This is a genomic window from Actinocatenispora sera (assembly GCF_018324685.1).
Classification (GTDB): Bacteria; Actinomycetota; Actinomycetes; order Mycobacteriales; family Micromonosporaceae; genus Actinocatenispora; species Actinocatenispora sera.
The window spans coordinates 5,101,808-5,119,624 of sequence record NZ_AP023354.1; the positions used below are offsets into that span (position 1 = coordinate 5,101,808).

Sequence of the window (17,817 nt, forward strand, 5' to 3'; positions counted from 1 at the left end):
CGAGGCCGCCGCGGTGTCGCCGCGACGGCTGCTGCGCGGCGTGTGGCCGAACCTGCCGGCGCTGCTGTGCGCGAGCGTCGCGGTGTGTGTCGCGGCGACGGTGCCGGTGCTGGTCGCGCCCGGCGTCAACCCGGTCGCCGGCGCGCTGTACGCGCTGCTCGTGGCGCCCGCCGCGACGGCCCTGGCCGACACCGTGACCCGCATCGGCGGTACCGGTCGGGCGACGGTTCGCGGGTTCGCGGCCCGCCTGGTCCGGCTCTGGCCGTTCGCGGTCCGCCAGGCCCTGGTACCAGCGGTCGCCGCGGTGCTGCTGCTGGCCGCGCTGCGGGTGTGGACGGCGACCGGCAGCATGCTGCTGCTCCCGTCCGTCGCGCTGACCGGCGCGGCGACCGTGCTGGCGGTACCGGCCGCGATGGCCGCGCTGATCCTCGGCGCGGCCCGGCCGGCGCTGCGCGGTCGCCGGCTGTGGGTGACCGCGCTGCACCTGGTGGCGCGCCGGCCGGTGCGGTTCGCCGCCGCGCTGTGCCTGGTGCTGCTGGGCGTGTGGGCGGCGGCGAGCTGGTCGGCGTCGCTGCTGCTGCTCCTGCCCGCGCCGGCGGCCATCGTCGCGGTCGCGGCGGTCTGGACCACCGCCGCCGAACTGCCCACCCCCCACCACTGACCGCCCGCGGCACGCCTGGGCGACACACCGAGCCGCACGCACTCAGCGCACCGACCTGCCTCCGCGGCGGCCGGCGCCCCACGGACCCGGTACCGACACACCAACCACGGCGCACACCAGCCGGCGTGCGTGGCGGCCGGCGGTCAGCCGGCCGCCACGTTCATGGCGACGTCGGCACCGAGCTGGACGGTACGGCTGACCGTGCAGAGCCGCTCGTGCGAGGTGCGGATCGCCTCCGGCAACAGCGCCCGCGCCTTGTCGCCACCCTCGCCCTCCGGGAACGTGACCCGGAACGAGACCTCGATCCCGGTCATGTGGTTGCCCTGCTCGTCGCGCACCTTGTCCCCGCTGGACTCGATGTCGAACGAGGTCGGCTCGGCCCGCCGCGAGGTCAGGATGTCCACGTCGATGGCGGTGCACCCGGCGATCGCGGCAAGCAGCAGCTCCACCGGGGTGAAGTCGGTGTCACCCCCGGAGCCGATGCTGATCTGCCCGCCACGCTCGTTACGGACCTGGTAGGTCTTGCTGCCGGTCCGATGCAGGGACACGGCGCGCTTCGTCTCGTCTGCCACCCCGCCAGCCTGCCACGCACCGTGCGAGCCGTCGCGCGCGGCGGCCGGATCCGGCGAGGCGCCGGCCGGGCGGGCGGGACACCTCGCGGATCGGCCCCGATGCGCGAGGTGTCCGTGTTTTGCTGGGGACCTGGCAGGCGGATGTCCGGTCCGGGCGATCGGCTCCGACGTCTGCGGTGACGGCGGCCGACCGGGCCGCCACACACGGAGGAGACGGCGATGAAGTACATGATCCTGCTCTTCGGGTCGCAACGGGACTACGACGCGATGGCCGGCCGGCCCGGCGCCGAGCCCGCCTGGACCGGCGAGGACGTCGGCAAGCTGGCCGAGTTCATGCAGTCCTGGTGGGCCGAGGTGGTCGAGTCGGGCGAGGCGGTCGACGCGCAGGGGCTGACCGCGCCGGTGCACGCCCGCCGGGTGCGGCTGGTCGACGGCGTGCCGGTCGCGACCGACGGCCCGTACGCGGAAACCCAGGAGGTGCTCGCCGGCTACAACATCGTCGACTGCGCGAGCTTCGACCGGGCCGTCGAGATCGCCGCCCGGCTGGCCAAGGCACCGCACCCGGAGGGCATGCCCGACGACCGCTGGTACGTGGACGTGCGGCCGGTCGCCGACAACGCCGAGGAATCGCTGGCCTGACCGAGCCACGAGACCACCGATCCCGGCGGTGACCACCGTGCCCGACCACATCGAGGACCTGCTGCGCCACCAGGCGCCGCGGGTCCTCGGTGCGCTGGTCCGCCGGTACGGGCACTTCGACCTCGCCGAGGACGCCGTGCAGGAGGCGCTTGTCGCGGCGGCGACCCGGTGGCCGGCCGAGGGTGTGCCGCAGCGGCCGCGCGGCTGGCTGCTGACCGTCGCGTCGCGCCGGCTCACCGACCTGCTGCGGGCCGAGTCGGCCCGGCGCCGGCGGGAGGCCACCGTGGCGGCCCGGACAGCGCCGGACGAGTGGCTCGCACCGGCCGCGGACCGGCCGCCGGCCGCGTCCGACGACACGCTGGTGCTGCTGTTCCTGTGCTGCCATCCGGCGCTGACCCCGGCGGGGCAGATCGCGCTGACGCTGCGCGCGGTCGGCGGGCTGTCCACCGCCGAGATCGCCCGCGCGTTCCTGGTACCCGAGGCGACGATGACCCGCCGGATCAGCCGGGCGAAGCAGACCATCGCGGCGAGCGGTGTCCCGTTCGCCCCGCCGGTACGCGCCGAGTACGCCGCCCGCCTCGGCGCGGTGCTGCGCGTGCTGTACCTGATCTTCAACGAGGGCTATGCGAGCACCGCCGGCCCGCGACTGGCCCGTACCGAGCTGACCGGTGCGGCGATCCGGCTGACCCGGCTGGTGCACCGGCTGCTGCCGGCCGACGGCGAGGTGGCCGGGCTGCTCGCGCTGATGCTGCTCACCGACGCGCGGCGGCCGGCGCGCACCGGGCCGGACGGCGAGCTGGTACCGATGGCCGAGCAGGACCGGGGTCGCTGGGACGCCGCCGCGATCGCCGAGGGGATCGAGCTGGTCACCGCGGCGCTGCCGCGCGGGCCGACCGGCCCGTACCAGCTGCAGGCGGCGATCGCGGCGCTGCACGACGAGGCCGCGAGCCCCGCGGACACCGATTGGCCGCAGATCCTCGCCCTGTACGAGGTGCTGTTGCGCATCGACGACAGCCCGGTGGTGCGGCTCAACCACGCGGTCGCGGTGGCGATGGTGCGTGGCCCGCGGGCCGGGCTGGACCGGCTCGACGCGCTCGATGCGCAGGCCCGGCGCGGCGACCACCGGCCGGACGCGGTCCGGGCGCACCTGCTGGAGCTCGCCGGTGACCGGGACGCCGCGCGGCGGCACTACCTGGCCGCCGCGCAACGCGCCCTCAGCCTGCCGCAACAGCGGTACCTGCACGCCCGGGCGGCCCGCCTGCCGGCCCCGGACGAACCCGGTGCGCAGGCGTAGCGCGGCAGCCCGTGCGCCGTACGGTGGGGGTCTGGCGGGTGACGGATCTCGCCGGGAGCCGGCCCCGTGCGCAGCGTTTCGACAGGTCGCTAGATTGGGCAGAAGATCACACCGGACGTACCCGGCCAGCCGAGTAGCGTCGAAGTTACTGGCACGTAACAGCGATTCGGGGAGCGGACCCCAGCAGGACCTTTACCGCCACAAGTGGTAGAGAGCGGATCGACGGACGCACACTCCCCGTCTTGAGGACGAAAGGCCTTCCATGACTGACCAGAGCAGCACCGTCCTTCGGTACCCGGACGGCGAGCTCGACATGCCGATCATCCCGGCGACGGAGGGAAACTCCGGGATCGACTCCTCCAAACTCCTCGCCACGACCGGTCTGGTCACGCTCGACACGGGGTTTGTGAACACGGCGTCGTGTAAATCGGAGATCACCTACATCGACGGCGGCGCCGGCATCCTGCGCTACCGCGGTTACCCGATCGACCAGCTGGCCGAGCAGTCGAGCTTCCTCGAGGTGACCTACCTGCTGTTGCACGGCGAGCTGCCGACCGCCGAGCAGCTGGCCGAGCTGGACGGGCAGATCCGCCACCACACCCTGCTGGACGAGGACCTGAAGCGGTTCTTCGACGGCTTCCCGCGCAACGCCCACCCGATGGCGGTGCTGGCCTCCGCGATCAACGCGCTGTCCACCTTCTACCCGGACGACCTCGACCCGTTCGACGCCGACGCGGTGAACCTGTCCACGATCCGGCTGCTGGCCAAGCTGCCGACGATCGCGGCGTACACGTACAAGAAGTCGGTCGGCCAGCCGCTGCTGTACCCGGACAACTCGCTGGACATGGTCTCCAACTTCCTGCGGATGACCTTCGGCGTGCCGGCCGAGCCGTACCAGGTGAACGAGACCGCGCGGGCCGCCCTCGACCTGCTGCTGATCCTGCACGCCGACCACGAGCAGAACTGCTCCGCGGCCACCGTGCGTACCGTCGGGTCGGCCCAGGCCAACCTGTTCGCCTCGATCGCCGCCGGTGTCAACGCACTCTCCGGCCCGTCGCACGGCGGCGCCAACCAGGCGGTGCTGGAGATGCTGCGGGGCATCCACGCCTCCGGCGACGACGTCGCGGCGTTCGTGCGCAAGGTGAAGAACAAGGAGGCCGGCGTCCGGCTGATGGGCTTCGGCCACCGGGTCTACAAGAACTACGACCCGCGCGCCGCCCTGGTCAAGAAGATGACCGACGACGTGCTGACCAAGCTCGGCGTCTCCGACCCGCTGCTTTCCATCGCGATCGAGCTGGAGCAGGTCGCGCTGTCCGACGACTACTTCGTCGAGCGCAAGCTGTACCCGAACGTCGACTTCTACACCGGCCTGATCTACAAGGCGCTGGGGTTCCCGGAGTCGATGTTCACTGTGCTGTTCGCGATCGGCCGGCTGCCCGGCTGGATCGCCCAGTGGCGCGAGATGATGAGCGACCCGAAGCTCAAGATCACCCGGCCGCGGCAGATCTACACCGGCCCGACCGCCCGCGACTACGTCGCGGTCGAGAAGCGCTGACCGCAGCAGACCTCGAATGCCCCGCTGGCCCTCGGCCGGCGGGGCATCGTCGGGTTCGGCGCCGCGTTGCCGGCGGGGGCGCCCGACTGCGGAGGTGTCAGCCGCGGTCGACGGTGAGCAGCCGGCGCTCGGCCGGCTCCTCCACCGCGGCATCGGACAGCATCGTCTGCGCGCCGCGCGTGGCCGCGAGCAGTACCGGATCCAGGTCCGCGACCAGGACCGTCTCGCCGGTGTCCGGCGCCCGCACCAGCGCCCGGCCCTCCGGGTCGTACACCGCCGAGCCCCCGTTGAACAGCCACGGGTCGCGGCCGCCGACCCCGTTGGAGAACACCACGAACATCGTGTTGTCCAGCGCCCGCGCCGGGTAGTAGAGGTCGCGCCGGTGCTCGCCACCCACCACGTACGCGGTCGGGTAGAGCATCGCGTGCGCACCGGCCCGGGCCGCCGCCCGGGCGTGCTCCGGGAAGCAGCCGTCGTAGCAGACACCGACGCCCAGCCGCCAGCCGTCCACGGTCAACGTGGTCGCCGCGGTACCGGCGACGAACAGGTCGGTCTCCTCCACCCCGCACAGGTGCCGCTTGTGGTACGCGTCCCGGATCGAGCCGTCCGGGCCGACCAGCAGCGCGGCCAGGTAGCGGGCGCCGTCCGCGGCCCGCACCGCCGCGCCGACCAGCACCGCCACCCGGTGCGTCGAGGCCGCGGTGGCCAGCCCGTCCAGCCGCGGGTCGGTGACCACACCGGCGTCGTCGGCGGCCACCTCGCACCGGCTCGGGTCGGCGGCGAGCGTCGGCGGGTGGTAACCGGGCAGGAACAGCTCCGGCAGCACCAGCAACCGCACCCGGTCCGCTGCCGCGGTCGCCACCAGCCGAGCTGCGGTGGCCGCGTTGCCGGCGATGTCGCCCGGCTCGGCGGCGGCCTGACCGGCCCCGACCCGCAGCACCGTCTCCGGCAGCGCCACCACCGGCTCGTTCGGCTCCGTCATCCGCACGCTCCTCTTCGCTCGCCCCCCGCCATGGTGCCAGCCGGTACGCGGCGCGGTCGCGGGCGGCGGGCAGGATGGCGGTCTGGACACCGATCGGGAGGCACTCGGATGCAGGGACCGTTGGCGGGATTCCGGATCGTGGAGCTGGCCGGGATCGGCCCGGCGCCGTTCGCCGGCATGATGCTGGCCGATCTCGGCGCGGACGTGGTGCGGGTCGACCGGCCCGGCGGCCAGCCGGTCCCGCTCGCGGCGGGCCACCGGGTGCTCGCCCGCAACCGGCGCTCGCTCGCGGTCGATCTCAAGCAGCCGGACGGGGTGGCCGTGGTGCACCGGCTGGTGGCCGGCGCCGACGCGCTGATCGAGGGGTACCGGCCGGGCGTCGCCGAGCGGCTCGGCCTCGGCCCGGACGAGTGCCTGGCCGCGAACCCGCGCCTGGTGTACGGGCGGATGACCGGCTGGGGCCAGACCGGCCCGCTGGCCCAGCGGGCCGGCCACGACATCGACTTCATCGCGCTGGCCGGGGCGCTCGGCCTGGTCGGGGACGCCGACGCCGCGCCGACCGTACCGCTGAACCTGATCGGCGACTTCGGTGGCGGCGGCATGCTGCTCGCGGTCGGCGTGCTCGCCGCGCTGCTTCGCGCCGGCCGTACCGGTCGCGGCCAGGTGGTCGACGCGGCGATGGTGGACGGTGCGGCGGTACTGCTGTCGATGATGCTGGGGATGCGCTCGGCCGGGATGTGGGGCGGCCGGCGCGGCCGCAACCTGCTCGACGGCGGCGCCCCGTTCTACGCCGTGTACCGCTGCGCGGACGGCGGCTACGTCGCGGTCGGTGCGTTGGAGGACCCGTTCTACGCGGCGCTGCTGGACGGACTGGGCCTGGCCGACGACGAGACCGTGCCGGACCGCACCGACCGGTCGGCGTGGCCGCAGCTGCGGGAACGGTTCGCCGCGGCGTTCGCCGGCCGCACCCGGGACGAGTGGGCCGACCGGTTCGCCGGTACCGACGCCTGCGTGGCGCCGGTGCTCGACCCGGACGAGGCCGCCGCACATCCGCACCTCGCCCGGCGCGGCACGTACCGCCGGGACGGCGGGATGCTGCAACCGGCGCCCGCGCCCCGGTTCTCGGCCACCCCCGCCGGCACCCCGACGCCGGCGCCGGCGGCCGGCGCGCACACCGACGAGATCCTCGCCGAGCTGGGCTACCCGGACGCCGAGCGGGCCGCGCTGCGCGCGGCCGGCGCCATCGCCTGACCCCGACGGCGGCCGGCCCGGCGGCCGGAACCCCCACCGTTGCGTCGCACCGCTTAGGCTGGGCGGATGCACGAGACGGGATCGCTGGTGCCCTCCGACGACGACGCGGCCATGGTGCAGCAACGGGCGTCGGACACCGACCGCAGCCAGTTCGCCGAGGTGGTTCAGGCGGCGGTCGGCGACGGCCGGCTGGACCTGGCCGAGGCCGACGATCGGCTGGCCCGGGTGTACGCCGCGCGCACCATCGCCGAGCTGACCCGCATCGTGGCCGATCTCGGCGTGACACCGGGCCCGACGGCATCCGGGCGGTCGGTGCTGGAGTTGCGCACCCGCAGCGCGCGGGTGCGCCAGGAGGGCGCCTGGGAGGTGCCGCCGCACGTGGTCGCCGAGGCGTCCAGCGGGCAGGTCCGGCTCGACTTCACCGACGCGGTGTGCCCGCATCGGGAGGTCCGGGTGGACGCGACCTGCCGGTCCGGCAGCATTCTGGTGATCGTGCCGCGCGGCTGGGCGGTCCGTGTCGAGCAGCAGGAGACCCGCAGCGGCAGGGTGCGCAACAAGGTCACCGAACCCGCCCGGCCGGGCACCCCGCTGATCCTGCTGTACGCCAGCACGACCTCGGGCCGGGTGGTGGCGCGCTACCCGTACGGGCGGAAGGGCCGCGTCGCCCGGTGACGGCGGCGAGCCGCGGCTAGCAATCCGTACGTACGGATTGCGAACGGCCGGATCGGCTGGCACGATCGACGGGTGCCCCGGGTCAGTCAAGAGCATCTCGACGCCCGCCGCCGGCAGATCCTCACCGGCGCGCGGACCTGCTTCGCCCGGCACGGGTACGAGGGCGCCACGGTGCGCCGTCTGGAGGACGCGATCGGGCTGTCCCGCGGCGCGATCTTCCACCACTTCCGGGACAAGGAGTCGCTGTTTCTCGCCGTCGCCGAGGACGACGCGGCGAACATGGTGGCCACGGTCGCCGACAACGGCCTGGTCCAGGTGATGCGGGACATGGCCGCGCACGCGCACGAGCCGGAGGTCAGCGGCTGGCTCGGCACCCAGCTGGAGGTCTCCCGGCGGCTGCGCACCGACCCGGAGTTCGCCCGCCGCTGGGCCCAGCGGTCCGAGGCGATCGCAGCGGCGACCCGCGACCGGCTGCTGCGCCAGCACGAGGCGGGCGTGCTGCGCGACGACGTCCCGATCGAGACGCTGCAGCGGTTCCTGGAGCTGGCGCACGACGGGCTGGTGCTCTACCTCGCGATGGGCAGCTCGGTCGACGACATCGAGCCGGTGCTCGATCTGGTCGAGGAGACCGTCCGCCGCCGCTGAGCACCGGCCGCCGGTGAAGGTTTCTGACATCGCATGCTGCGATGGGTGCATATTTCCGCGCGATTTCGCTAAGGTGCTCCCAACTCGCACGGAGGTGATCATGAACCACCCACCCCAGTGGTCTCGCCGGCACGTCCTGATCGGCGGCGCGGTGGCCACCGCCGCCACCGGGCTCGCCGCCCTCGGCGCACCCGGTGCCGCCGCGGCGGCGACCTACCCCGCCGCGGTACGGCTCGATCCGGACGCGTTCCGCCTCACCGCCGGGCCGCGCACCGACGCGCTGCTGCACGGCCTCGACCGCGACCTGCCCCGCGCCTCGGTCCGGGAGGTACTCGCCAGCGCCGACCGCCTCGGCGCCGCCGCCACCCCGCACGCCACCGGCCTGTCCGCCGCGTTCACCTGGAACGAGGAGGACGGCGCCACCGCGGACTGGTACCCGCAGGGCATCTCCACCAGCGGCGACGCCTCCCCCAGCGGCCGGTACGACGGTAAGCGGATGCTGTTCGCCAGCTGGTACTCCAAGAGCACCGCCCCGGACAAGGGCTCCCGGGTGTCGTTCATCGACTACACCGACCCGGCGGCCCCGCGCTACCGGCATGTGCTGCTGGTCGAGCCGTACGTCGACGACGACGGCCGGCCGAACTTCCGGGCGGTACCGGTGCACGCCGGCGGCATCGTCGTCTACGGCCACCTGCTCTACGTGGTCGACACCTGGAACGGCTTCCGGGTCTTCGACCTGCGGCACATCTGGCGGGTCGACGACTCCGACGACAACGCGGTCGGCCGCGCCGCGGACGGCAGCTACCAGGGCTTCGGCCACGCGTACGTGCTGCCGCAGTCGGTCGCGTACCTGTCCTCGACCACCGGCGACGTGGCCCAGCTGCGGTACTCCTGCTGCGGGCTGGACCGCAGCGGGCAGGCGCCGAGCATCGTGGTCGCCGAGTACAACGTGGACGGTGAGGACCCCACCGGCGCCGGTGCCCGGGTGGTGCGCTTCCCGCTGGACGGACCGACGTTCGCCACCGCCGACGACGGGCAGGTGCACGGCACCGAGGCGTACCAGGTGTTCGTGCGCAGCATCCAGGGCGGCGTCGCCCACGGCGACCGGTTCTTCCTGTCCCGCAGCAACGGCACCACGCACTACAGCGGGCTCGTCACGTTCACCACCGACAGCGCACCGGTGCTCGCGGACGAGTCGATGCCGATCGGCACCGAGGACCTGTCGTACTGGCCGGGCCGCGACGAGGTGTGGACCCTGTGCGAGCACCCCGGCCTGCGGTTCGTCCTCGCCGTCAAGGCTGCCGCTTTCTGACCCTTCGCCGGCCCGGCTGAGCACGGCCGGGCCGGCGGACCGGCACCGCGCGCCGTCCACGTTCTAGGCTCGGCGCATGGATCTCGGACTCTCCGACCGGGTGTACCTGGTCACCGGCGGCAGCGCCGGCCTCGGCTTCGCGACCGCACGCGCCCTGGTCGACGACGGCGCCCGCGTCGTCGTCTGCTCCCGCGCGCAGGACAAGGTGGACCGGGCGGTGGCCGACCTCGGCGCCGACCACGCCGTCGGGATCGCCGCCGACCTGGCCGACCCGGCCACCCCGCAACGGCTCATCGACACCGCCACCTCGACGTACGGCCGACTCGACGGCGCGCTGCTGTCGGTCGGCGGGCCACCACCCGCCACCGCCGCCGGCGCCACCGACGAGCAGTGGCGGCAGGCGTTCGAGACGGTCTTCCTCGGCGCGGTACGAGGCGCCCGCACGGTCGCCGCCGCGCTGCCCGACGGCGGCGCGATCGGCCTCGTGCTGTCCTCCTCGGTACGCTCCCCCATCACCGGCCTCGGCATCTCCAACGGGCTGCGGCCGGGGCTGGCCATGGTCACCAAGGACATGGCCGACGAGTACGGCCCGCGCGGGGTGCGGCTCGTCGGCCTGCTGCCCGGCCGGATCGCCACCGACCGGATCCTGGAGCTCGATCGCGGCACCCCGCAGTACGACGGGATCCCGCTGGGCCGCTACGGCGGGCCGGCGGAGTTCGGCGCGGTCGCCGCGTTCGTGCTCTCCCCCGCCGCGAGCTACCTGACCGGCAGCCTCATCGCCGTCGACGGCGGCGCCCTGCGCTGCCTCTGACCGACGGCCCCACACCGGCCCGACGCGACCGCCGAAGGCGGTGGGGTTGCACGACGACCGGACGCGGTGGCTTGCGCGACGACCGGAGGCGGCGGGTTGCGCGGCCACCCCGGCGGTACGGGCCGGGGCGGCCGCAGGCACCCGGGCACAGCCGGACAGGCACCCGGGTGCGTGGGTGAGGTTACGACCGCCACCGTTGCATCCGGGTTGCGCGCCCCCCGGCGCCGAGCTCCGCATCCAACCGGGCCAGCCGCACCGCGTACTCCCGGCGGCGCGGCGAGTCCGCCGGCAGCGCGGCGAGGGTGGCCCGGACCACCTCGGTGTCGCCGACGCCCAGCTCGCTGTCGGCGAACCGGGCCAGCGCCGTCGCATCCCGGCTGGCCAGTACGGCGGAACGCAGCTGCGCGGCGAGGTCGGCCCGCAGCGCCACCACCTCCGGCGCCTGCGACCGGGCCAGTACCGGCAGGCCGGCCAGCGCCAGGGCCCGCCGCCAGGAGCCGCGCGCGAGCAGCGCCCGGGCCTGCGCCAGGTCGGTACGAACCGGCCGGCCCAGCCGGTACGGCCGGGAGCGCAGCGCAAGCTCCGGCAGCAGCGCCCGCAACCGGGAGAGCTCCGCCCGGACCGTGACCGTTGCCGTGCTGTCGGGATACAGCGCGACCGCGAGCTGTTCGGCGCTGCGGCCGGCGGGATGCTCGCTGAGCACCAGCAGCAGCTCCGCGTGCCGCGGGCTCAACTCGACGCTGCGATGCGGCAGCCGCAGCCGGCCGAGGTCCCCGCACACGGTCAGCTGGGCCGGCTCCGGTGCCACCACCGGCCGCGGCCGGGCCAGCCGCTGCACCCGCAGCTCGGTCTCCACCGCCAGCGCGGTCGCCCGTACCAGGGCCAGCGCGTGCGGCGCCGCGACCTGGTCGCCGCCGGTGACGTCGACGAAACCGAGCACCTCGCCGGTGTCCGGGTCGTGCACCGGCGCGGCCGAACAGCTCCACGGCACGACCCGGCTGGCGAAGTGCTCGGCACCGAAGACCTGCACGCCGTGGTCGACCGCGAGCGCCATCCCGACCGCGTTGGTACCGGCGTGCCGCTCACCCCAGTTCGAGCCGGCCAGGAAGTGCATCGACTCGGCGCGGGCGCGCAGCTGCCGGTCGCCCTCCACCCACAACAGCCGACCGTCCGCGTCACCGACCGCGACGATCAGCCGGTCCAACCCGGCGGTCTCCACCAGCAACCGCCGCACGACCGGCATCGCCGCCGCGAGCTCATGGTCGGCCCGCAGCTCGCGCAGCGTGTCGTCGGTCAGCTCGACCGGTGTCTCGTGCCGGTCCGGGTCGATGCCGCTCGCCGCCGATCGTCGCCACGACTCGGCGACCACCCGCCGCACCGGTCCGCCGGCCGTACCGGTGCCGAGGAACCGGTCCCGGGCTCCGGCCAGCGCCCGGCTCAACACCCCCGGATCGCAACCCGTCGGCCACGCCAACCACTGCTCGACCATCCGCCGCTCACCCATCTGCGCCCCGCCCGCCGCATGAGCATCCCGTCGGCACGATCAACCAGCCGCGGCCCGGCCAGGACATGCCCCGAACAGGTGACCATGTCCGCAACGACCCGACAATGCCGGCCAGCCACACCGATACCTGCGCAGTGTCCGGTACGGGCAGGAACCGGTCAACACACCGTGACCCGTCCGAGTGCCGACGGATTCCCGCCACGCCGGCACCGCCACCCGAGCGGCGGGGGCGCACCACCCGGACCGGGCGTTACTCGCCGCGCCCGGCGAGGTCGGCGATCCGGCGCACCTGCGCCTCCCGTTCGGCCGCGAGCTGAGCGGGCAGGTCGTTGCCGACCGCGGCCCGCAGCAGCGCCTTCGTCTCCACCGAGGCGGCCCGCGGTGCGGCCCGCAGCGCTGCGACCAGATCGCCGGTGGCGGTGTCCAGTTCGGCCAGTGGCACGCTGAGCGTCGCGAGACCCAGCCGGTACGCCTCGGCGGCGCCGACCCGCCGGCCGGTCACGCAGATCTCCAGCGCGTGGCTGTAGCCGACCAGCTCCACCAGGTGTTTGGTGCCGCCGAGGTCGGGCACCAGCCCCAGGCTCGTCTCGGCCATCGTGAACTGGGCGTCGTCGGCGACGATCCGCAGATCGCAGGCCAGCGCGAGCTGGAAGCCGGCACCGACCGCGTGCCCCTGCACGGCGGCGACCGACAGCAGGTCGGGCCGGCGCAGCCAGTCGAACGCCTGCTGGAACTCCGCGATCACGTCCGCACACTGGTCGGCCGGCAGCTCCGCCAGGCCGAGCAGACCGGGATCGCCGGGACCGGAGCCGGCCAGTACGGCGGTGTCCAGGCCGGCGGAGAAGCCGCGGCCGGCGCCGCGCACCACCACGACCCGGACGTCACCGGCAAGCTCGCGACCGATCTCGCGCAGCTGCGCCCACATCTGCGGAGTCTGCGCGTTGTAGACCTCGGGGCGGTTCAGGGTCACGGTCGCCACGCCGTCGGTGACCGACCACAGCACGTCGCCTGACGTCGAGGGGTCCTGCTGCGCGGGCACGCTCGTCCTCCAGCCGTCGGGGGTGTGTCACGCTACCGGTCGGCCCGGCCGCCGAACACCGGGGTCGGTGCGCACGCTGTCGGCTCGCACGCCGCCGGCAGGCCGGAACGACGGCCGGCCGACCGGACCCGCTGGACGTCCGGACCCGCTCGGACGTCCGGACCGGAAGGGCGTCGGACGGCCGTCCAGGCTCAGGGCGGGGTTGCCGACCGGGTCCGCGAGTCGCGATCCCGCGCGGGCGGGTGCGAGTCGCAGACCCGGCCGGAGCTGCGAGCGCACGCTGCTGTTCGATGCGCTCGTGCCGACCGCGCGGGCAGCGTCGTGCCGAGTCCAACCGGCGCCGACATCCCCGTACGCCAGGGCTCTCAGGACTTCTTGCGGCGGCGGGCGCCGCCACGCTGACGCAACTGGACGCCGGACTCGGTCAGCACGCGATGGATGAATCCGTACGAACGGCCCGTCGAGGCCGCAAGAGAACGGATGCTCTCCCCGCCGTTGTAGCGCTTGACCAGGTCCTTCGCCAGCGTCTGACGTTCGGCGCCGACGATCCGCCGCCCCTTCTCCGTGCTCGTGCTGGTGCCGGTGGCAGCCATATCGATCCCTCACGTTTCACGGTGAGTGGTCCAACGGCCCCCGTTGGACCGTCACAACGATCATGCGGCACGACTACCACTCTCGCCAACCGAACAGCCACCACCTGTCGCCTACCCGATACCGTGTCGGCCGTGACGGACAGCGAACGCCCGGCCCGGCGAGACCGGACGGCGACGGATCTGGGCGGTTGGCTGCTGCTCGTCGCACTCGGGCTGGCCGCGGTAGCGCTCGCCGGTACCCCGGCCGGAGGTGCCGTGCCTCCCGTCCTGGCCGGGTACCGGTTCGCCCCGTCACCGTGGCTCGCCGCCGCGGCGGCGCTGGCCGCGGCGGCCATCGGCGGTCAGGCGGTGCTGGCCCGGCTCGCACGGCGGCCGCCGTTCATCGCGGTCCAGGCGGTCGCCTACCTCGCCGCGCTCGGCTGGGCACTCGCGCTCGGTGCGGGCCGGCGCCACGCGCCGGCCAACCCGGTCACCGGCGGCCCGCTGGACTACCTGCACGAGTTCGTCGACCGGCACGCCGTCGGCGGGCGACCGCCCGGTGCCGGGCTGTTGCTGTGGGCGATCGACGCGCTCGGCCTGCCCGGCACCCTGACGGTCACCGCGCTCGGCGCGCTGACGGTGCCACTGCTGCTCGGCGCCGCGCGCAACATCTGCGGCGACACGCCGGCCCGCGGGTTCGCGCCGGTACTGGTCCTCGCGCCGTACGGGGCGCTCGTCGCCGGCGCCACCGACGGCGTCGCGGCCGCGCTCGGCGCCGGGCTGGTCGCCGCCGGCGCGCGGGCGAGCGACCGGGGCCGGACCGGCTGGCCGGCGACCGGCTGGGCGCTGCTCGCCGGGCTGCTGCTCGGGCTGGCCGCGCTGTTCAGCTATCCGGCGGTCTGGCTCGGCGGCAGCGTGGTGCTGCTCTACTTCGCCCGCCGCCGCGCCTTCCTCAACCTGGCCACCGGCCTGGGCGCGCTGGTGCTGCCGGTGGTCGCGACCGCCGGCGGGTACGCCTGGACCGCGGGGTTGGTCGCCGCCCGGGGCAGCGCCGGACCGGCCCTGTGGTGGGGCGGCATCGGGCTGGTGACGCTGCTGATGCTGACCGGGCCGCCGGTGGTCGCGAGCCTGCGCAAGGTGCGCAACACGCCGGGGTGGCCGGGCTTGGTCGGCGCCGGCGTCGCGGTCGCGTTCACCGTGCTCGGCGGCTTCGCCGGCCCGGACGTGGCGACCGCCTGGCTACCCTTCTTCGGCTGGGCCACGATCGCGGTCACCGCGCCACGAACCCAGGCCGGACCGCCGGTGCCGGTACCGCTGCTGCTGACCGGTTCCGGCGCGCTGGTCGGCCTGCTCGTCGCCGCCGGCACCACGGCCTGAGCACCGGCGCTCTGCCGCCGAGCGATCGCCCGGGGTCTGGCCGAGCCTCGTCGGGCAGCGGCGCCGCGAACGGTGCGGCGGGCGTCAGGGTACGGTGCGGGCCGGTACCACCGGGTCGGCAAGCCGGTCGCCCAGCGTGGTGCGGGCGTACAGCACGCTGCGGCCGCTGCGGGCCCGGGTGACCAGCCCGGCGGCATGCAGTACCGACAGTTGCTGGCTGACCGCCGCCGCCGTGACCCCGAGCCGGTAGGCGAGCTCGGTCGTGCTGGCCGGGTGTCGCAGCAGCGCGAGCAGCCGGGCCCGGGGCGCGCCGATCAGCCGCGCGAGCGCCGCCTCGGTCGCCGGCTGCGCGGCCTCCCACAGCGTCGAGCGGCCGCGCGCCGGGTACGAGATGACCGGCGGCCCGGCGGGGTCGACGACGGTCATCGCGCCGCGCGCGAACACGCTCGGTACCAGGGCGAGGCCGCGGCCGGCGACCTCCACCGCGCTGTGCTGCAGCCGGCTGGTCTGGCGCACCGTGAGTACCCCGTCGGACCAGGACACCCGGTCGTGCAGGTCGGCGAACAGCGCCCGGGCACCGCCCACGGCGAGGCTTCGGCTGCGGTGAACGATGTCCGCGTCGAGCACCGCCCGCATCCGCGGCCACCACGGCCGCACGCAGCGCCGCCAGTACCGGTCCAGCACGGTGGCGATCTGCTCGATCAGCGCGTCCGGGTCCGCCTCGCCGGCGGCCAGTACCGGCGGCAGCCGGTCCGGACCGTAGGCGGCGAGGATGTCGTGCCACCCGAGAGCGCCCGGGGTGGCGCGGACGGTCGCGAGCTGCTCGGCGAACTTGGGGCCGGGCGCCTGCGGCCGGGGGGTGAGGAAGTCGGGCAGCCAGCGCCGGGGCGGCATCATCGCGTACAGCAGCTCGACGTCCTCGGGGTTGAGGTGCTCGGCGACGTCGTCGTGCCAGGGCAGCCGGGGCGCGTACATGCCGGGCAGCACCAGCGCGCGGACGCTGAACACGGTCTCCTGCAGCGGCGAGTACGCGAACCACATCGACGCGAGGTCGGTCACACCCAGTCGAAGCTCCAACATTAAGCGTCATTCTAAATCCATTGGCCGATCGCACGGCGTGACATGGACTGGAGGCATGTTCAGCACGGCACCGGACACCCCCCTCAGGACCACCGTCCGCAACCGGCTCGCCGGCCTCGTGCCGGAGGACACGGTGACCCGGCGGCTGGCCGTACAGACGCTGATCAACACGCTCGGCAACGGCCTGTTCATGACCGTCAGCGCGGTGTTCTTCACCCGCTCGGTCGGGTTGTCCGCGGTACAGGTCGGGCTCGGCCTCACCATCGCCGGCGCCTGCGGGGTCGCGGCCGGGATTCCGTTGGGCCAGCTGGCCGACCGGCTCGGCGCGAAGCGGCTGCTGATCGGGCTCTACCTGGCGCAGGCGGTCGGCCTGAGCTGCTACGCGCTGGTCGGCTCGTTCCCGGCCTTCCTGGTGGTGGCCTGCGTGGTGACCGCGCTGGACTCCGGCGGCCGGTCGGTCAAGAACGCGATGCTCGCGACCGCCCTACCGGCGCAGAGCCGGGTACGCAGCCGGGCCTACCTGCGCGCGGTCACCAACGTGGGGATCGGCGCCGGCTCGGCGCTCGCCGCGGTGGCGCTGTCGATCGACACCCGGAGCGGCTACCTGACCCTGATCGCGGTGGACGCCGCGACCTTCCTCGCCACCACCCTGCTGCTGCGCGGCATCCCGGCCGGTACTCCGGCGCGGCGTGCGGCCGACGCGCCCCGCGGCCGGCGGTTCGGCGCGCTGGGCGACCCGGCGTTCCTCGCCGTCACCGCGCTCAACGGGGTGCTGGCCATCCAGTTCAGCCTGATCGACGTGACCGTGCCGCTGTGGGTGGTCGGGCACACGCAGGCGCCCGCCGCGGTGGTGTCCGCGATCATGATCACCAACACGGTGCTGATCGTACTGTTCCAGGTGCGCGCCACCCGCAACATCGCCGACCCGGCACCGGCGGCCCGGGTCGCCCGGCGCGCCGGGCTGCTGCTCGCCGCCGCCTGCGCGGTGTACGGCCTGGCGCACGGCGTCGGACCGGTCGCGGCGGTACTGATCCTGTTGGCGGCCACCGGGTTGCAGGCGGTCGCCGAGATGCTGTCGTCGGCGGCCGGCTGGGCGCTGAGCTACGAGCTCGCCGATCCGGCCGCACCCGGCGCGTACCAGGGCCTGTACAACACGGGGTTCGCCGCGGCGAGCATGCTGGCGCCGGCGCTGACCACCAACACCGCCATCCGGTTCGGGCTCGGCGGATGGCTGGCCCTGGCCGCACTGTTCGCGGTCGCCGGCGCGGCACTGGTACCGGTCACCCGCTGGGCCCTGGCCACCCGACCGTCCACAGTGGAGGAGCAGACATGACCGAACTGACCGTACGGCGGGCCCGCCCCGCCGACGTGCCCGCGATCGTGGCGCTGATCGCCGCCGACCAACTCGGCGCGGGCCGGGAGACACCGGACGACCCGGTGCCCTACCTCGCCGCGTTCGCCGCGATCGACGCCGATGCGAACCAGTACCTCGCCGTGGCGGAGCTCGACGGTGCGCTGGTCGGCACGCTGCAACTGACCTACCTGCCGGGACTGTCGCACCGCGGTGGCTGGCGGGCGCAGATCGAGGCGGTCCGCATCGCCGAGCCGCACCGGGGCAGCGGACTGGGCAGCGATCTGATCGCCTGGGCGATCGGGCAGGCCCGCGACCGCGGCTGCCGGATGGTGCAGCTGACCTCGAACGCCACCCGGGACGGCGCGCACCGCTTCTACACCCGGCTCGGCTTCGTGCCGAGCCACGTGGGCTTCAAGCTCGCGCTCTGACCCCGCCGCCGGCCGCCTGCCGGCCGGCACCGACACCGGCCGGCCGTCGAGCAACGGCCGGGCCACGGC

At 74.6% G+C, this 17,817-nt stretch carries 18 protein-coding genes; 12 read left to right on the forward strand and 6 right to left on the reverse strand.

Features of this window, described 5'->3' with window-relative positions; all coding sequences use genetic code 11:
- Nucleotides 1-13: 13 nt before the first annotated feature.
- A complete protein-coding gene (locus Asera_RS24150; protein ID WP_051802528.1) occupies nucleotides 14-661 on the forward strand; it encodes a hypothetical protein in 648 nt (215 codons plus the stop codon).
- Nucleotides 662-804: 143 nt separating this feature from the next.
- Here the strand turns inward: Asera_RS24150 and Asera_RS24155 are convergent, their stop codons facing one another.
- Nucleotides 805-1,233: an OsmC family protein gene (locus Asera_RS24155; RefSeq protein ID WP_030447496.1), complete on the reverse strand. Its 429-nt coding sequence runs from the start codon at nucleotides 1,231-1,233 to the stop codon at nucleotides 805-807.
- Nucleotides 1,234-1,452: 219 nt separating this feature from the next.
- Between Asera_RS24155 and Asera_RS24160 the strand changes: the two genes are divergently transcribed.
- The 3 genes from Asera_RS24160 to Asera_RS24170 all read left to right on the forward strand — a co-directional run bounded on the left by Asera_RS24160 (nucleotide 1,453) and on the right by Asera_RS24170 (nucleotide 4,721).
- Entirely contained in the window at nucleotides 1,453-1,872 is a 420-nt protein-coding gene (locus tag Asera_RS24160; RefSeq protein WP_030447497.1) for a YciI family protein, read from the forward strand.
- A 28-nt stretch (nucleotides 1,873-1,900) separates the two neighbouring features.
- On the forward strand, nucleotides 1,901-3,166 hold the full coding sequence (locus tag Asera_RS24165) for an RNA polymerase sigma factor (RefSeq protein ID WP_030447498.1): 1,266 nt from the start codon (nucleotides 1,901-1,903) through the stop codon (nucleotides 3,164-3,166).
- Between the two features lie 262 nt (nucleotides 3,167-3,428).
- Complete coding sequence (locus Asera_RS24170) at nucleotides 3,429-4,721, forward strand: citrate synthase (protein WP_030447499.1); 1,293 nt, start codon at nucleotides 3,429-3,431, stop codon at nucleotides 4,719-4,721.
- Nucleotides 4,722-4,818: 97 nt separating this feature from the next.
- Here Asera_RS24170 and Asera_RS24175 read toward each other — a convergent pair whose 3' ends face one another.
- Nucleotides 4,819-5,703 (reverse strand): carbon-nitrogen hydrolase family protein, encoded by an 885-nt coding sequence (locus tag Asera_RS24175; protein ID WP_051802555.1) that lies wholly within the window; start codon nucleotides 5,701-5,703, stop codon nucleotides 4,819-4,821.
- Nucleotides 5,704-5,811: 108 nt separating this feature from the next.
- Between Asera_RS24175 and Asera_RS24180 the strand changes: the two genes are divergently transcribed.
- From Asera_RS24180 to Asera_RS24200, 5 genes are all read left to right on the forward strand, one after another.
- The gene (locus Asera_RS24180; RefSeq protein ID WP_030447501.1) at nucleotides 5,812-6,954 is read left to right on the forward strand and encodes a CaiB/BaiF CoA transferase family protein; all 1,143 of its coding nucleotides are present in this window, start codon (nucleotides 5,812-5,814) and stop codon (nucleotides 6,952-6,954) included.
- Nucleotides 6,955-7,020: 66 nt separating this feature from the next.
- On the forward strand, nucleotides 7,021-7,626 hold the full coding sequence (locus tag Asera_RS24185) for a DUF1707 SHOCT-like domain-containing protein (RefSeq protein ID WP_030447502.1): 606 nt from the start codon (nucleotides 7,021-7,023) through the stop codon (nucleotides 7,624-7,626).
- Between the two features lie 72 nt (nucleotides 7,627-7,698).
- Nucleotides 7,699-8,271 (forward strand): TetR/AcrR family transcriptional regulator, encoded by a 573-nt coding sequence (locus Asera_RS24190; RefSeq protein ID WP_030447503.1) that lies wholly within the window; start codon nucleotides 7,699-7,701, stop codon nucleotides 8,269-8,271.
- A 100-nt stretch (nucleotides 8,272-8,371) separates the two neighbouring features.
- A complete protein-coding gene (locus Asera_RS24195; protein ID WP_084132050.1) occupies nucleotides 8,372-9,583 on the forward strand; it encodes a hypothetical protein in 1,212 nt (403 codons plus the stop codon).
- 76 nt (nucleotides 9,584-9,659) lie between these two features.
- On the forward strand, nucleotides 9,660-10,394 hold the full coding sequence (locus Asera_RS24200) for an SDR family oxidoreductase (RefSeq protein WP_030447505.1): 735 nt from the start codon (nucleotides 9,660-9,662) through the stop codon (nucleotides 10,392-10,394).
- A gap of 181 nt (nucleotides 10,395-10,575) precedes the next feature.
- Here the strand turns inward: Asera_RS24200 and Asera_RS24205 are convergent, their stop codons facing one another.
- The 3 genes from Asera_RS24205 to Asera_RS24215 all read right to left on the reverse strand — a co-directional run bounded on the left by Asera_RS24205 (nucleotide 10,576) and on the right by Asera_RS24215 (nucleotide 13,530).
- A complete protein-coding gene (locus tag Asera_RS24205) occupies nucleotides 10,576-11,898 on the reverse strand; it encodes a GAF domain-containing protein (RefSeq protein WP_211255643.1) in 1,323 nt (440 codons plus the stop codon).
- Between the two features lie 250 nt (nucleotides 11,899-12,148).
- Complete coding sequence (locus Asera_RS24210; protein WP_084131993.1) at nucleotides 12,149-12,937, reverse strand: enoyl-CoA hydratase/isomerase family protein; 789 nt, start codon at nucleotides 12,935-12,937, stop codon at nucleotides 12,149-12,151.
- A 365-nt stretch (nucleotides 12,938-13,302) separates the two neighbouring features.
- The gene (locus Asera_RS24215) at nucleotides 13,303-13,530 is read right to left on the reverse strand and encodes a helix-turn-helix domain-containing protein (RefSeq protein WP_030447508.1); all 228 of its coding nucleotides are present in this window, start codon (nucleotides 13,528-13,530) and stop codon (nucleotides 13,303-13,305) included.
- Between the two features lie 132 nt (nucleotides 13,531-13,662).
- Between Asera_RS24215 and Asera_RS24220 the strand changes: the two genes are divergently transcribed.
- A complete protein-coding gene (locus Asera_RS24220) occupies nucleotides 13,663-14,886 on the forward strand; it encodes a hypothetical protein (RefSeq protein WP_084132052.1) in 1,224 nt (407 codons plus the stop codon).
- A gap of 84 nt (nucleotides 14,887-14,970) precedes the next feature.
- Here the strand turns inward: Asera_RS24220 and Asera_RS24225 are convergent, their stop codons facing one another.
- Nucleotides 14,971-15,966 (reverse strand): ArsR/SmtB family transcription factor, encoded by a 996-nt coding sequence (locus Asera_RS24225; protein WP_030447510.1) that lies wholly within the window; start codon nucleotides 15,964-15,966, stop codon nucleotides 14,971-14,973.
- A gap of 55 nt (nucleotides 15,967-16,021) precedes the next feature.
- Between Asera_RS24225 and Asera_RS24230 the strand changes: the two genes are divergently transcribed.
- Nucleotides 16,022-17,299, forward strand: a complete 1,278-nt coding sequence (locus Asera_RS24230) for an MFS transporter (RefSeq protein ID WP_051802530.1) — start codon at nucleotides 16,022-16,024, stop codon at nucleotides 17,297-17,299.
- Nucleotides 17,296-17,748: a GNAT family N-acetyltransferase gene (locus Asera_RS24235; RefSeq protein WP_030447512.1), complete on the forward strand. Its 453-nt coding sequence runs from the start codon at nucleotides 17,296-17,298 to the stop codon at nucleotides 17,746-17,748. The genes Asera_RS24230 and Asera_RS24235 overlap by 4 nt, the downstream gene beginning before the upstream one ends.
- Nucleotides 17,749-17,817 lie beyond the last annotated feature (69 nt).